At 65.1% G+C, this 14,279-nt stretch carries 15 protein-coding genes and 3 pseudogenes; 4 read left to right on the top strand and 14 right to left on the bottom strand.

Features of this window, described 5'->3' with window-relative positions:
• The first annotated feature begins 116 nt into the window (after nt 1-116).
• Nucleotides 117-293 carry a hypothetical protein gene (locus ACI8UR_RS03140; protein ID WP_415087546.1) on the top strand — a complete coding sequence of 59 codons (177 nt, stop codon included), beginning with the start codon at nt 117-119 and terminating at the stop codon, nt 291-293.
• 32 nt (nt 294-325) lie between these two features.
• Here the strand turns inward: ACI8UR_RS03140 and arsN2 are convergent, their stop codons facing one another.
• The 10 genes and pseudogenes from arsN2 to ACI8UR_RS03190 all read right to left on the bottom strand — a co-directional run bounded on the left by arsN2 (nt 326) and on the right by ACI8UR_RS03190 (nt 6,923).
• On the bottom strand, nt 326-772 hold the full coding sequence (gene arsN2 / locus ACI8UR_RS03145; RefSeq protein ID WP_411715017.1) for an arsenic resistance N-acetyltransferase ArsN2: 447 nt from the start codon (nt 770-772) through the stop codon (nt 326-328).
• Complete coding sequence (locus ACI8UR_RS03150; RefSeq protein WP_411715016.1) at nt 769-1,041, bottom strand: hypothetical protein; 273 nt, start codon at nt 1,039-1,041, stop codon at nt 769-771. Before ACI8UR_RS03150 ends, arsN2 begins: the two co-directional genes overlap by 4 nt.
• A gap of 17 nt (nt 1,042-1,058) precedes the next feature.
• Nucleotides 1,059-1,430 (bottom strand): ArsR/SmtB family transcription factor, encoded by a 372-nt coding sequence (locus tag ACI8UR_RS03155; RefSeq protein ID WP_411715015.1) that lies wholly within the window; start codon nt 1,428-1,430, stop codon nt 1,059-1,061.
• Between the two features lie 95 nt (nt 1,431-1,525).
• Nucleotides 1,526-2,515, bottom strand: coding sequence for a hypothetical protein (locus ACI8UR_RS03160; protein ID WP_411715014.1), 990 nt, complete (start codon nt 2,513-2,515; stop codon nt 1,526-1,528).
• 162 nt (nt 2,516-2,677) lie between these two features.
• Entirely contained in the window at nt 2,678-2,938 is a 261-nt protein-coding gene (locus ACI8UR_RS03165; protein WP_411715013.1) for a hypothetical protein, read from the bottom strand.
• A gap of 110 nt (nt 2,939-3,048) precedes the next feature.
• A pseudogene (locus tag ACI8UR_RS03170) lies at nt 3,049-4,920 on the bottom strand (PAS domain-containing sensor histidine kinase); the annotation flags it as partial.
• 84 nt (nt 4,921-5,004) lie between these two features.
• Nucleotides 5,005-5,391 (bottom strand): annotated as a pseudogene (locus tag ACI8UR_RS03175) (response regulator); the annotation flags it as partial.
• Nucleotides 5,392-5,423: 32 nt separating this feature from the next.
• Entirely contained in the window at nt 5,424-5,987 is a 564-nt protein-coding gene (locus ACI8UR_RS03180) for a magnesium transporter (RefSeq protein WP_411715012.1), read from the bottom strand.
• Nucleotides 5,987-6,562 carry a magnesium transporter gene (locus ACI8UR_RS03185; RefSeq protein WP_411715011.1) on the bottom strand — a complete coding sequence of 192 codons (576 nt, stop codon included), beginning with the start codon at nt 6,560-6,562 and terminating at the stop codon, nt 5,987-5,989. The genes ACI8UR_RS03180 and ACI8UR_RS03185 overlap by 1 nt, the downstream gene beginning before the upstream one ends.
• A 67-nt stretch (nt 6,563-6,629) precedes the next feature.
• Nucleotides 6,630-6,923, bottom strand: coding sequence for a hypothetical protein (locus ACI8UR_RS03190; RefSeq protein WP_411715010.1), 294 nt, complete (start codon nt 6,921-6,923; stop codon nt 6,630-6,632).
• A gap of 108 nt (nt 6,924-7,031) precedes the next feature.
• Here ACI8UR_RS03190 and ACI8UR_RS03195 point away from each other — a divergent pair, with 108 nt between their 5' ends.
• The 3 genes from ACI8UR_RS03195 to ACI8UR_RS03205 all read left to right on the top strand — a co-directional run bounded on the left by ACI8UR_RS03195 (nt 7,032) and on the right by ACI8UR_RS03205 (nt 12,242).
• The gene (locus ACI8UR_RS03195) at nt 7,032-8,033 is read left to right on the top strand and encodes an arsenic resistance protein (protein WP_415087547.1); all 1,002 of its coding nucleotides are present in this window, start codon (nt 7,032-7,034) and stop codon (nt 8,031-8,033) included.
• 164 nt (nt 8,034-8,197) lie between these two features.
• On the top strand, nt 8,198-10,828 hold the full coding sequence (mutS, locus tag ACI8UR_RS03200; protein ID WP_415087548.1) for a DNA mismatch repair protein MutS: 2,631 nt from the start codon (nt 8,198-8,200) through the stop codon (nt 10,826-10,828).
• Between the two features lie 91 nt (nt 10,829-10,919).
• Nucleotides 10,920-12,242, top strand: coding sequence for a restriction endonuclease (locus tag ACI8UR_RS03205; RefSeq protein ID WP_415087549.1), 1,323 nt, complete (start codon nt 10,920-10,922; stop codon nt 12,240-12,242).
• Nucleotides 12,243-12,248: 6 nt separating this feature from the next.
• Here the strand turns inward: ACI8UR_RS03205 and nucS are convergent, their stop codons facing one another.
• From nucS to ACI8UR_RS03225, 4 genes and pseudogenes are all read right to left on the bottom strand, one after another.
• The gene (gene nucS, locus ACI8UR_RS03210) at nt 12,249-12,956 is read right to left on the bottom strand and encodes an endonuclease NucS (protein WP_411713953.1); all 708 of its coding nucleotides are present in this window, start codon (nt 12,954-12,956) and stop codon (nt 12,249-12,251) included.
• Between the two features lie 67 nt (nt 12,957-13,023).
• Nucleotides 13,024-13,554: a DUF6735 family protein gene (locus ACI8UR_RS03215; RefSeq protein ID WP_411713927.1), complete on the bottom strand. Its 531-nt coding sequence runs from the start codon at nt 13,552-13,554 to the stop codon at nt 13,024-13,026.
• A 164-nt stretch (nt 13,555-13,718) separates the two neighbouring features.
• Nucleotides 13,719-13,904 (bottom strand): HVO_2922 family protein, encoded by a 186-nt coding sequence (locus ACI8UR_RS03220; protein ID WP_415087550.1) that lies wholly within the window; start codon nt 13,902-13,904, stop codon nt 13,719-13,721.
• Between the two features lie 45 nt (nt 13,905-13,949).
• Nucleotides 13,950-14,084 (bottom strand): annotated as a pseudogene (locus ACI8UR_RS03225) (YegP family protein); the annotation flags it as partial.
• Nucleotides 14,085-14,279 lie beyond the last annotated feature (195 nt).

A 14,279-nucleotide genomic window follows, 5' to 3' on the forward strand; every position in this document is an offset into this window, starting at 1 on the left:
AACTGTCTCGGTAGCCGCTGCATTCAAGAACTCGTTGACCGAAGCTACGTTTTGCAGGGCTTTGGAGCTGCTGGACACAGTTTCCAAACCCTGCTGCTTCGCACGTGACGCTTTCTATGACAGGCTCAAACGTGCAGGATGAACTACTGAACAAAATCGATACGAAACTAGACGCTGCCCTCCAGGACGTCGACGAGGAACAGGCCCGTCAGAACCTCCGAGAAGCGCGCCAACTCCTCATCTGCATCCGGAATTCGGATAGCGAGAAAATCGACGCCGAACACGCGGAGTGAGTGCGGCCATTCCAGCCGACACACCGCGTCGCTTAGCGAATCGGTTTCTGCATACAGGTCGCCGACGCCGGGCACAACTCCGTGAACTGAGTCATCTCTCGAACGCTCGGTGCAACGGCTGCCCGCTCGATTTCGTCGTATCCGCGGCGCTCGAAGAACGCCGCTGCCGTCGTCGTCAGCAGATACAGCGTCTCGCCGCCGCTCTCTCGAGCCTCGTCTTCGAGTGCGTCACACAGCTCGGCTCCGTATCCCTCGCCCCGGTGCGGTTCCCCGACCACGAGTGACCGGAGGAGGCCGTCCGAGCCGTACATCTCGACACTGCCGACGCCGACGAGCGAGCCGTCGGCGTCCGCGAGGAAGAATCGACCCGGCCCCGCTCGCACGTCCTGTGTCGGCAGGTCGTTGCGCTCGAGCAGCCTCTCGACGCGGTCGAGCGTGTCTTCGGTCGCCCGCTGAAGGGTGATTGAGTCCTGGCTCATACACACACCGTGACGGTTACCTGTACGTCACGACTCGGGCAGAAGGTGAATCGCCGGCACGTCGAGATGCTGGGAACCACACGATAGAGCCGGCGTGCCCCGATTGCGAGGCCAGCGACGGCTGCAATGCTCAGGGTGCCCATTACCGGGTGGCTCACGACCCAGAGCGACAGCAGGAACGCCGTGATCATCGCATAGCCGACCAGGATGCCGCTCCAGGTTGGGTGGTTCCAGGCGGGACGATCTCGTGGTGCGGGTGGTTTGTGCATCGTGAAATCACTCCGTATCAGCCATCGGCGAGCGCCCTCGTTTCGTCGAGCACGTCGAGCAGTCGCTCTGCTCGCGGCGTCGCGGTGTAGTAGCGCCACCGACCCTCCTTCCGCCGCTCGACCAATCCGGCGCTGAACAGCCGCGAAAGCGCCTGACTCACCGCGCTCTGGCTGACGCCGAGCGACGGCTCTATCTCGCAGACACAGACGTCTTCGTCGGCCTCCGCGATGAGCCGCAGCGTCTCGTATCGGGTGTCGTTGCCGAGCGTCGAGAGCATCTGCACGTCGGTCGCGACCTCCTGCTCCGTCAGCGAATGCCCTGACGTGGTACAGCAGGCTCCCTCGTTCCGCGTTGCGGTTCCCTCGTTTTCGGTCGTGTGCTCACCCATCTTAGTATATGCTAATATTAGGGTATGCTAATATAAAAGTTCGGGCGGCAACGGCTCTGAGGATGGAGTCTCCCCTCGGCCCCTCTACCGGCCGGTTAGCGCTCCAGAACCGTTCCGGAGTCGCCGACAGCGACGTGTGGCGGCCCAAGTGCGATGCCGTGGAGGTTCTCCCCGGTCGGGTTCGCTTGCGACCACAGCTCGAGTCGCTCGGCGGCAGTCCGAACCCCAGCCATGTCGTGCCCGGGTCGGTGGAGAACCGCCCCGCCCCCACCGACGGCGTGGACGCAGCCACACTCCCCGACGGCGACATCATTCAGCGCTTTATCCGATGGGTCGACGACCGTCCACTCGCCGTCCGCTCGGGTGTAGACCGCCCCACCGACGACCCGGGTCGTCCCTGCGCCATCGGTCGCCAGTGCGTACAGGCTGTGGTCGGCCGTCTCGATGCCGATTCGCCTCCACGACGCCCCATCGGACGTCTCGAAGACGCCCTGGTTCCCGTCGACGAAGACGCCTGAGCCGGCGCCGTCGAACGCGAGGTCGTGAACCGTCGCACCGGAGCCGGGCGTCTGGTGTGTCCACGAGCTGCCGTCGCCGTTGGCGGCCGAGGCATGGATGACCCCGGACGCGTCGGCGAGATACACGCCCGCTCCGTCAGCCGTGCCGGTGACAGCAACGTCGGTGAGGTTCGCAGTCACGCCGTCCGGCTCCGAGTGGCCAACGAGCGTGCCGCTTTCCACGTCGTATTCGGCGAGCGCGCCGCTCGCGCCGGCCATCCAGAGACGCTTCCCGTCGGCCGCCGCGGCAGCGCTCGTGAGATTGCGGCCGTTCCCGCTGGGGCCGTTCTTCAGTACCGTCTCCCAGCCGTCATCGGTGCGCGACAGCACGACGCCGCCGTCGCCGACCGCGAACGCACCGTCGGCCGCAAAGACGACATCGGTGAGCGTCCGGTTCGTCGGTGTCGAGACGCGCTGCCACTCGTCGCCGTGTCCGCGTCGCTCCATGGCGCTGCCGGCGCCGGCGACCGCGAGCCCGAGCGTCACCGCGGTTCCGTGGAGGTATGTTCGGCGTGAGTAGTCGTTCATAACGGTACTAGACCGCCGACGGCCGTATGCTCAATGCCCAATATTTTAGCCGCACTCCGGTGTCCCACGGTTCTGAGACCGCCGGCCTTGCGAGGAAGCGTTCACTTCCCCCCGTTTGAACCCCCGATCATGTATCCGCTCGCCGGCGTCGTTTCGGGGTCGCTACCGAACCTCGTGCTGTTGGTCGGCGCGTTCGGCCTGCTGTTGCTGGGCGCGGGTTTCGAGGTCGACGTGGTTGCAGCGCGGCGTGACCTCTCGTATTTCATCGTCGGCTACGTGCTCGCAGTCGGCGCCGCGTTCGTCAGAACCCGCGTGGTTCGTCTCGCCATCGCGGCCATCCTCGTCGTGCTGTATCTCGTCTACGTGCGACAGACGCTCGCCTCCGGCGAACTCATCGAGGGCGAAGAACTCGACTCGCTGCACCTCGCCGGCATCCTCGTCGAAGGCAAACGACCGTTTCCGGCGGTCGGCTCCCGCATCGTGCCCATTCGGTACTGCGTCGAGAAGAGTTGGCGTCTCGGTTGGAACCCGGATTATCGGTTCCTGTTGAATTCGAAGCGGGCGCCGCCGTCGTCTCCCTCCGTCACGCAGACGTCCCACCCGTGTACTTTCGCGATGTCGGCCACGATAGAGAGGCCGAAGCTGGTCTGGCCGCCATCCGCGTTGACGCCGTGGTCGAACACGCTTTCGCGCTTCTCCGGCGGAATTCCGCTGCCGTCATCCTCCACGTAGAACCCCGCTCCATCGTCCAGTCGTCCCAGCGTGACCGTCACGTCGGCGCCGCCGTGCTCGACCGCGTTCCGGAACAGGTTTTCGAAGAGCTGTGTCAGCCGCCCTGGGGCGCCGGCCACCACCGGAATCTCATCAGGGACGCAGAGTGTCGCCTCGCCGGTGTCGACGTGCTCCCAGGCATCCGCCGCGATATCCCCCAGATGCACCTGTTCGGCGTTCTCGATGTCCGCCTCGGTTCGGGCAAGCGTCAGCAGGTCGTCGATGAGCCGCTCGATGCGGGCGTGTGCTGACTCGATCCGCTCGAAGTGGCTCTGTTCGCCGGTCTCCTCCGCGACCTCCAAGAAGCCCCTCGCGACGGAGAGTGGGTTCCGCAGGTCGTGGGCCACGACGCTTGTGAACTGGTCGAGACGCTCGTTTTGTTGTTGCAGTTTCTCCTCGCGACTCGCCCGCGCTAGGGCCGCCTCGACGGTCGCCCCGAGTATCCGGAACAGATCCACGTCCGTCTCCGAGAAGACCTGCTTCGACGTCGAGCCCGTAGTGAGTAGTCCGTACTCGCCCAATGGAACGAGAATCTCGCTTCTGATTTGCGTGTTCGAATTGTGCAGCGGCTCTTCGGTTCGAATATCGTCGTACACGCGAAGCTCTCCCGACTCGAAGGCTTCCCAGGCGAGACTGCTGCCCGGCCTGAACCATGGCCCATCACCGAACAGTTCCCTCGCCGCCGCGGTCTCCGTCACCGGGACGAGTGCGTTTTCGTGCTCGTCGTGCTCCCAGACACCCGTGATTTCGAACCCGAGTATCTCGACTGCTGCGTCGACGGCGATAGTGGCGATTTCCTCGGCTGACCGGGCGGCACTGAGCTGTCGTGCGGTTTCTTGCAGCGATCGAAGGCGGTTCTCCAGCTGTTTCTGTTCGGTGATGTCTTCGAGCACCGCCATAATTCTCGACACCGTACCGTCCGAATCCGTGACCGGAGCGACCGACAGGGACAGCGTCAGTTGCTCGCCGTCTTTCGTCTCGCGTTGAATCTCTTTGCGTCGAATTCGCTCCCCGTTCAGCGCTCTCCGTCTGTGCTCTTCGAACTCCGACTGTTTGTCCTCCGGCACTATCGGATTGAACTCGCCGACGACCGCCTCGCGCGACCACCCGAACATCTCCTCTGCCCCGCGGTTCCAGAGGAGGATCTCGCCGTCGCCGTCGATCTCCATAATCGTGAGTGGTGCGGCGTCGATGAGCGATTCAAGGCGCTTGTTCGTTTGCTTGAGTTCGTTCTCGCGCTGCGTTCGCTCGCTGATGTCCCGGCTGATGCCCATGATGCCGACGATGTTCCCGTCCGCATCGCGGTAGGGATACTTGTTATCGAGCAAAGTGTGCTTCTCGCCGTCGATGTACCGAACCACCTCCTCTGTCTCCGGCTCGCCGTGCTTTATGATTCGCTGATCCACCTCGCGAATCTCGGCTGCACTCTCCGTATCGAACAGCTCGCGGTCGTGTTTCCCCACCGCCTCTTCGGGGTCGATGCCGAACAGTTCGGCCGCAGCCTCGTTCATGCGGCGGTAGTGGCCTTGGCGGTCTTTGATATAGACGTATTCGGAGGTGTTCTCGATGAGTGCCGTGAGCTGTCGGTTTGCCCGCTTGAGTCGCCGTCTGGGGGCGTTTCGATGCGCCGTTTCGCTTCGCGGCTTCCCCGCAAGCGACTCGATACGACGGGCGAGCAACTCGAAGTCCTCACGGTCGCCCTGAATCGGAACGTAGTCGGAACACCCAGCCCGAATCGCCTCTCCAGCGATCTCTTCGCTTCCCTGATCGGTGAACAGGATGACGGGAAGCTCGGTATTCTGCCGCCTGACTGCTTCGATGAGTTGAATCCCCGTTCTTTCGGAGAGCGAATAGGCCGTCACGACGCAATCCGGCCGTTCTGCGGACAGCGCTTCCAGTGCGCCCTCCATGCTCGCGACGGAGCGCCACTCGATGTCGAACCCTACCCCTTCGAGTCCGGTTCGGGTCGACTCGAAGGACTCCTCGTCGGAGTCCACGTAGAGAACGCGAACCACCTCCCCCTCGATTTCAGCCAAACTGGTCACCTTACCCAAGTACAACCGGCGCAGTAAAGTAAGGATTTCCTCGCCTTCAGCTATCGCCACATGGACACACTACGAAAAGTGGATATCGGTTACTAAAGGACGAGAATCGCGACCGCCGAGAGGACGATGACGCCGAGGATGTCACAGACGTTCGTGACCACCGGAATCGTCGTGTCGTCGGGGTCGAGCCCCTGGCGATAGGAGACGTACGTCGCCGAAATCGAGAGGATGATGGCAAGCACTGCGAGCAGGAGGCCGCTGATGATCGAGATGAGAAGCAGGTCGACGAGCGCCATCGGCTTGGCGATGGTGACGCCGACGATCCATGCCGCGAAGCCGAGGGCGGTGAACACGGTCGCCGCCAAAAGCAGGATGGCGGCGATGTTCGCCAACAGCAGTTCATCGCGCGGGTCGAACGACAGCGTCCCGAGGTGGAGCCGCGTCGATAGCCGCGAGGAGAGAATCGCGCCGAGATTCCCGCCCATCCCGATCATCACGGGTACGAGAATCAGAAGCGTCGGATTGTCGAGATACGTCGCTTCGAGCGTTTCGAGGATGTAGCCCGACCCCATCTCCAGCATCGACAGCACGACGAGCAGGGGGAACATCGTCGCAACGATGGTTCGGGTGCGCCACGTTCCGAGGCCGGTGGCCATCAGAGCACCACCCCCACGATGACGATGGCGACGTACAGGAAGACGACGCCGAAGACGTCGCCGAGCATGGTGACGATGGGGCCGATGAGGTTGTCGGGGTCGAGCCCGAACTGGTAGCTCCCGAACACCAAGGCGAGCAACCCGAACACGAGCACGACCGACGTGAGGACGCCGGAGATGAACGTGATGCCGACGAGTTCGAGCAGCCGCGCCGATTCGCGGCCGAGCACTCGCAGGATGCCCCACGACAGTGCACCGATGAGCACGGAGATGCCGATGCCGTTGATGAACGACGCGGTGATGGCGTTGACGAGCCGCGGGTCGAGTTCGAACTCCGGTTCGATGAGCCCCTGGTGGAGCCCCGAGGAGATGCGCGCGCCGAAGGCGCCGTAGACGTTGCCCCGAGTGGCGAGGAAGGCCGGCAACAGCAACAGGAGCCCGGGGAAGTCGGTGAACGCCGCTCGCATCCCTGCGCTGCCGAGTACCGTGCCCGCGAACAGCCCACCGAGGAGGCTGATGCCGAGGATGGCGATGGATTCCCGATAGATTCGCCAGACCTCGTGGCGGGCGTCCATGTCCTATCGTGTGTCGGTTCGCGTATAAAGGCTGCTTTCAGCGTCCCGTGGTGCCGTCCGTCGGCCGCTACACGGCGAACCGTCGGTGGAGGACGTTTCCAACGAGGACGACGCTCGCTGCGATACTCGCCTGGACGGTCGGCCCGACCGGCGTGAACGTTCCCAGAAGCGCGACCAGCACGGCGAAGATGATGGCACCGATCTCGATGCGGCGCCGCGGTACTTCGAGGTCGATCGTGTGGTTCACTTCGACGCTGGGATCGCCCGTTACGTCGACGTTGTGATCCATGTCGTCGCCGATGAACTCACTCGGCGTGAACAGCCGCGGGTCGAGAAGTGGTCGTGGTTCGTCGTCGGCCATGTCTGAGCGTTTCGAGGCGTGGATAAATAAGCCGCGGCCGCCGTCGGTCGCGGCCGGCCGCCGCTCGTTGCGACGGTCGTTTACGTTTTCGCCACGAAGCCTGGACAGATGCGCTCGAAAGCGTGGCTCCAGCGCCGACAGGTGGCCGTCTACGCGGTTGCGGTCGCGCTTGCAATTTTCGCCGGGCTCGCACGCCCCGGCGCGGCGACGCTCGTCGAACGGTTCATCAACCCCGTGTTGGTCGTCCTGCTGTACGTCACCTTCCTCGAAATCCCGTTCGTCCGGCTTCGCCGGGCGTTCACGAACGGGCGATTCATAGCCGCGGCGCTGGGGATGAACTTCCTCGTCGTTCCGGTCGTCGTCTACGCGCTCACCCGCTTTCTGCCCCAGGAGCCGGTCATCCTCATCGGCGCGTTCATGGTGCTTTTGACGCCGTGTATCGACTACGTCATCACGTTTGCCGAACTCGCCGGCGGGGATTCGGAGCTGATTACGGCCGCGACGCCCGCGCTCATGTTGCTCCAGTTGGCTCTGCTCCCGGCGTATCTGTGGCTGTTCATGGGGAGCCGAATCGCCCGATTAATCGACCCTGGGCCGTTCATCGAGGCGTTCGTACTCATCATCGCGCTGCCGTTGATGCTTGCGTGGCTTACGGAGGCGTGGGCCGAACGCAGCCCCTCGGGTCAGCGCTTTCAGGCGGCGATGGGGTGGCTCCCCGTTCCGATGATGGCGCTGACGCTTTTCGTCGTCATCGCCTCACAGCTCCCCCGCGTGTTCGACTCAATCGGCCGAATCGCGGCCGTCGTTCCGGTGTACGTCGCGTTCCTCGTCATCATGCCGCTTCTGGCTCGGGTGGCCGCCGCGCTCGCCGGCATGGACGCTGGTGAGGGCCGTGCGCTCGTGTTCACGTCCGTCACCCGGAACTCACTCGTCATCCTGCCGCTGGCGCTGGCACTCCCCGCAGGCTTCGAGCTCGCGCCCGCAGTCGTCGTCACGCAGACGCTCGTCGAACTCTCCGGGATGGTCGTCCTGACGCGCGTCGTCCCCGCGTGGCTCCTCCCGGAGGCGCCCGAGCCGATTTCGCTGCCCGGCTCGTTCGGCCGGGACTGATACTGCCGGCTGTAACTATCTGAAGCGATACCGTCCGAAATTCCGCGTTCCAGCCCCACGTAATCCGAATATCTCGAACCGATCGGTACGGAATTACAGCCGGCAGTATGAGCGACCGGGGCGCGGTTCGGAGAGTATTTGCCCGACGAGACGCACCTCCGGACATGGACGAGGCGCTGGGGCCGCCGCCCGCGATGGCCGAGAAAGCCGAGGAACTCACGCCGATGCTATCGCAGTATCTGGAGCTTTGTGAGCGCTACGACGACGCCTTGGTGCTGTTCCAGGTTGGAGATTTCTACGAGACGTTCTGCTCGGCCGCCGAGGCCACTGCCCGGGTGCTCGAAATCACGCTCACCCAGCGGGAGGATTCGACGGGGACGTATCCGATGGCCGGCATTCCCATCGACTCCGCGGAGTCGTACATCGAGACGCTGCTGGAGGCCGGCTACCGCGTCGCCGTCGCCGACCAGGTGCAAGCCCCCGAGGAGACCTCCGGGCTCGTCGACCGCGCGGTCACGCGGGTCGTCACGCCGGGCACCCTCACCGAGACGGAACTGCTCGAGGACGCCGACAACAACTTCGTCGCCTGCCTGACGGAGGGGTACGGCCTCGCCTTACTCGACGTCTCGACGGGCGATTTCTACGCGACGCGACTCGACCGCCTGGATGCGGTCGCGGACGAACTCGAACGGTTCGACCCCGCCGAGGCAGTCGTCGGGCCGGACGCCCCGACCGAACCCTTCGCGTCGGGCTGTATGGTGACGCCTTACGAGCGGTCGGCGTTCGACCTCGAGAACGCTCGCGAGAAGGTCGAGGCCTACTTCGGAACGACATCGCTGGCCAGCGACGCCGAGATGCGGGCCTGCGGGGCGCTGTTGGCGTACGCCGAGTACGCACGCGGCGGGACGACGGACGGCGACATCGAACAGCTCGATTACCTGAACCACCTGACGCGCTACGACCCCCGCGAGTACATGTTGCTCGACGCCGTCGCCCTCCGCTCGCTGGAGGTGTTCGAACCGCGGCACGTCCACGGGCTGGAAGGGGCCGCGCTGGTCGAAACGCTCGATGAGACCGCGAGCGCCCTGGGTGGGCGGGAGCTCCGCGATTGGGTTCGCCGGCCGCTGCTCGATACCGACCGCATCGAGGCCCGACTCGACGCGGTCGAAGCGCTCGTCGGCGCCGTCGGCGAACGCGAACGCGCCGGTGAGTTACTTGCGGACGTGTACGACCTTGAGCGACTCGTCGCCGGAGTTTCCCGCGGCCGCGCCGACGCCCGTGACCTCCGGGCGCTCGAATCGACGCTCTCTGTCGTTCCAGACCTTCGGGACTGCATCGCTGAGGTGACCGACGACAGCGAGAAACTCGCTGCTATCCACGACCGTCTCGACGACTGCCCCGAGGTTCGCGACCTCATCGACCGCGCTATCGCCGAATCGCCGCCGGTCGAAATCACCGAAGGCGGCGTCATCCGTGAGGGCTACGACGAGACGCTCGATGACCTCCGGGCGACCGAACGCGAGGGGAAAGCCTGGATTGACGACCTCGAAACCGAGGAACGCGAGCGGACGGGCATCGATTCGCTCTCTGTCGGGCACAACTCCGTCCACGGCTACTACATCGAGGTGACGAACCCGAACCTCGATTCGGTGCCCGACGACTACACGCGCCGGCAGACCCTGAAGAACAGCGAGCGGTTCTACACGCCGGAACTGAAGGAACGCGAAGAGGAGATCATCAACGCGGAGACGCGCGCCGACGACCGCGAGTACGACCTCTTCCGGGAGGTGCGACGCGACGTCGCGGAGGCGACCGAACGGATACAGGAGACCGCCCGCGCGGTCGCGGAGCTGGACGCCCTCTGCTCGCTCGCGACTGTGGCAGCCCAGTACGACTACTGCCGCCCCGAGGTCGGCGCAGACGGAAGGGAGTCGAGCAGCGCGAGCCGACCGTCGTCGGACGCGGCTGCGTCCGACGGAATCGACATCGAGGGCGGTCGCCATCCGGTCGTCGAGCGCACCGAGGAGGCGTTCGTCCCGAACCCGACCGACCTGCCCCGCGAGCGCCCGATGGCGGTCATCACCGGGCCGAACATGTCCGGAAAATCGACGTACATGCGCCAGGTCGCGCTCATCTGCGTGCTGGGCCAACTGGGGAGTTTCGTCCCCGCCGAACGCGCCGCGCTGCCGGTCGTCGACCGCGTGTTCACCCGCGTCGGCGCCTCCGACGACATCGCCGGCGGCCGCTCGACGTTCATGGTCGAGATGACCGAACTCGCCGCCATTCTCGAAGATGCCGACGAGAACTCCCTTGTCGTTCTGGACGAGGTGGGCCGCGGCACCTCGACGGCCGACGGCTACGCCATCGCACAGGCCGCGACGGAGTTCCTCCACGACGAAGTCGGCGCTTACACCCTCTTTGCGACCCACCATCACGAACTGACCGGCGTGGCGGCCGACCTCCCGCGGGCGCGGAACTACCACTTCTCCGCCGAGCGTGAAGCCGGCGGCGTCAGCTTCGAACACGACCTTCGGACGGGTGCGGCGACGGCCTCCTATGGCGTTGAGGTCGCCGAAACCGCGGGCGTTCCGGCGCCGGTCGTCCAGCGCGCCGAGGCGCTGCTCGACGACGAGATCGCCGATGCGGAGGTCACACAGTCCCCAGCGACCGCTTCGACGGACGGTGGCGAACTCCCCGAAGCCCTCCTCGCAGAGCTTCGGGCGGTCGACCTCGCGGATACGACGCCGTTGGAGGCCTTGAACCTGCTCTCACGGCTCCAGAAGCGCGTTGAGTGAGTTAGCCCAGTTCGCGCTTGGCCCGGCGCCGCCGACTCGAATCTCGAGCCCCCCGGCGCCTTTTTGCCGGTCGCCGTCACATACGCCGGCAGTGACGCTTCTGGACGACCTCTCCGGCTTCGAGTTCGAGGATGCCGTCGCCTCGCTGTTCCGCGCCCACGGCTACGAGGACGTACAGACGGCCGTCCGCATCGCCGACGAGGGTCGCGACGTCACGATGCGTGACGGTGAGACGGCCGTTGTCGTCGAGTGCAAACACACCGATACCGTCTCACGACCCGTCGTCCAGAAACTCCATTCTGCGGTTGCGACCTACGAGTACGACGGCCCGAAACGCGGCATGGTCGTCACCTCCGGACGCTTCACGACGCCCGCAGAAGAGTACGCAGAACGGCTCCGCCGCAACGACGACCCATACCCGATCGACCTTATCGACGGCACCGACCTCCGGGAGCTGGGCGAGGCGGTCGGCATGGATCTCTACAACGGCCGCATCGAAATCGTCTGCGAGGAGACGCTGCCGGTCGGCGACCCCGAACGCGTCCTCGTCGATGCCGTCGAGGACGTCGAGAACGCCCCCTCCCGAGGCGACCTTCCCGACCCGGACGTAGACGTCCACTACAAGCCAATCGTCGACGTGCAGGCGTTCACGCGGTCGACCTTCGAAACGAGCGTCGGCGTCATCCACCGTATCGACCGTCGCGACCACGTCGTCATCGAGGCCGACCGCTCGGGGCCGCGGCTCGCGCCGGGTGGCCTCGTCGACCTCGTCGGCGTCGAACCGATATCGCTGATCGAGGCGCAGGCGACGTTCGGCGGCGGGGCCGAACGGTTCGGCCAGTCCGAATCGGCGTATCGTGAGTGGGCGAAAACGGCGCTGTGTGACCGCCTGGCGACGACCGTCTCCTACACCGGTGACAACAACGTCGATTACACACAGGAGTGTCGTCCCTCGCCGGGCGACGTGGACTTGCGGTCGGTCGAACCACTGTACGTCCCGCGCATCGAGGCCGAGGTCGAACTCGGCGAATACACCCACGGCTACGAGTACGATGCCGCCGGCAATCGCCACGTCGTCCGCGATGACGGGATTCGCCGCTGTGTCCACTGTGAGACGGCGGGCGCCGACGCGGCGACGTACACCTACTGTGAGAACTGCGGGGCCATTAGCTGTGAGACGCACACGAAAACCGAGCGGCTCACCGGTGAGCCGGTCTGTACCGGCTGTGCCGTCACCGAGGACTTCCTCCTTGCCACCAAGCACTTCTTCGACGAGGAGAACGCCGCGACGTTCCGCGAGGAGTACGAGGCCATGCCGCCCCACCAGAAAGCGATGGAGAACCCATATCTCACCGCCGGCGCGGCAGCGGTTCTGCTCGTCGTGTTGTTCGTAGCCGCCGCCGCGCTCATATGACCGCCGTTACTCGTCCTCGGGGGTCAGCGAGACGAATTCCAGGTTCTCCTCGTCCAGAAGCGCCGCGGCCCGCTCAGTGATGGAGGGAGCGACGAGGATGCCGCGTACCTCCGCATCGGCGTGGAGGTCTCGCCGCAGCGCCTCGACGTATCGGTTGAGCTGGCCGACGGCGTCGGGGCCGACACGCCGGCGTTTCAACTCCAGCACGACCGTCCGCCCTGCGTCGTCCTCGCCGTAGATGTCGACCGCGCCGGCGGGCGTTTCCCGCTCGGTCGCAAGCGGTGTGAACCCCGGCTCGACCAGCTCCGGCGCCGTGAGGATGCGCTCTTTGAGGTCGGCTTCGGTGCCGACGACCTCCAGGGATTCTGGGTCGGACATCGAGAAGGCGGCGGTGTGGACGACCGACGACAGCCGGACGACGAGCGATTCCTCGGGCGCCGTGCGCTGGCTTTCGACCACCAGGTCGCCATCCGCGACCCGACAGCTGTGGTCACAGCCCGGCGGCTGCCAGTTGACCGGCTTCTGGCCCTCGTCGGTGTGGACGAGCGCGGCGCCGTCGGGTTTCAGCATGATGTGGCGGTCGCCGGGGCCGAGTTCCGACGCCGCACGCCCCTCGTACTCGACCGTACAGCGGCCGAAAAGCGTCACGAGCGCACCGCGCTCGATGCCGTCGCTGACGAGGGCGGCGGCGGCGCTTGCGGTGGGGTCGAGCAGCGTTCGCGCACCGTCCGCCGTCGACGCCGACTCTTCTGTCACGTTCCGTGGTAGCGCCGTCGGCCGTTTAAGCGTCGCGCTCGCCGGCCGCCCAGACGACCGTGCCGCGTTGGGGGTCGAGCCACCGAAGCGCCCGGACGATGGCGTCACCGTTGACGGCACAGACGTCTCGAACCGAGCGGGCGCCGGCCAGCCAGCCCCGGAGATACGCGGCGTCGGCCGCGCCGTCGTAGCCGACGAGGGCCACGGCGGGTCGCGTGCCGCCGGCCTCGATGGCGAAGACGAGGAACGCCCGAATCGAGAACTCAGGGCCGACGACGTACAGCGCCTCGTGTTCCAGTGGGTCAAGGTGTGCACACACATCGGCGAACGAGCAGTTCGTCGCGATGGGGTCGGGGTTGACCGCTGTTTTGCGGTCTGCGGTCAACTCACCGCCTGCGGGGTCGAGCAGTTCAGTGGCACGGTTTCGCGCCCACTCGTTGTCCGGCGGGCCGCCGAATGGGTTGTCGGCGGTAATCGCGTCGCGGTCGATACCCCAGTGTGCGTAATGTACGTCGTAGCCGTCGCGGTCGTAGGCGACGAGCGTCCGATGGCCCATGCGCCGGGGTGGTCGCGTTTTCGGTGTTAAACCTCGGCGGCGCGGTCGAGACGTCCCCAAGGTACTTCACGCCACGGGCGTCGAGATGTGCGTCACCCGGATGATCAGGTACGAACCACCGCCAGCTACGGGTAGCCGTCCGGAACCGCTATCTCCCGTCGCGCTCATAGGTGTCGTTCGACCGCTGCGCCCGGGGCGTTCTCTTTTACGCTGTCGATGCCCTGCTCGGCTTTCTGCGGGCTGGCGTAGCCCTCGCCGGAGTCGGCGATGATGTTGCCGTTGTCGTGAACCAGCCGCCAGCGGTAGTCTCCTGCGTCGTCCTCGTACAGTTCGAAGGTTGCGTCACTCATGGTTTGTATTATGGGGTGTGTTATCGTATTAATTTTCTGGCATTACTACTCCTCGTCGTCGGCAGCGTTGTCGCGGACGCTGTCGAGGCCCTGTCGGGCCTTCTGCCGGCTCGAATACCCTTCGCCGGAGTCCGCGAGCACGTTGCCGTTGTCGTGAACGAGCCGCCAGCGCCACTCACTGCCGCGGTCGCGGTACAAACGACACGAGCGTGTTATCATCCACTTTTTTCTGTGCCATACTTTCGATAGTCGACGGGAGCGGAGATAAAAGTTCACCAGAAATATCAAACAAAAGTGAAATGGCCGAGCCAATGGATGTGAGGCTTGTTCCCGCCCATCTCAGAACTCACCCAAAATTGATATATGTCACTTAAT

This window comes from Natronomonas sp. (assembly GCF_047616845.1).
GTDB lineage: Archaea > Halobacteriota > Halobacteria > Halobacteriales > Haloarculaceae > Natronomonas.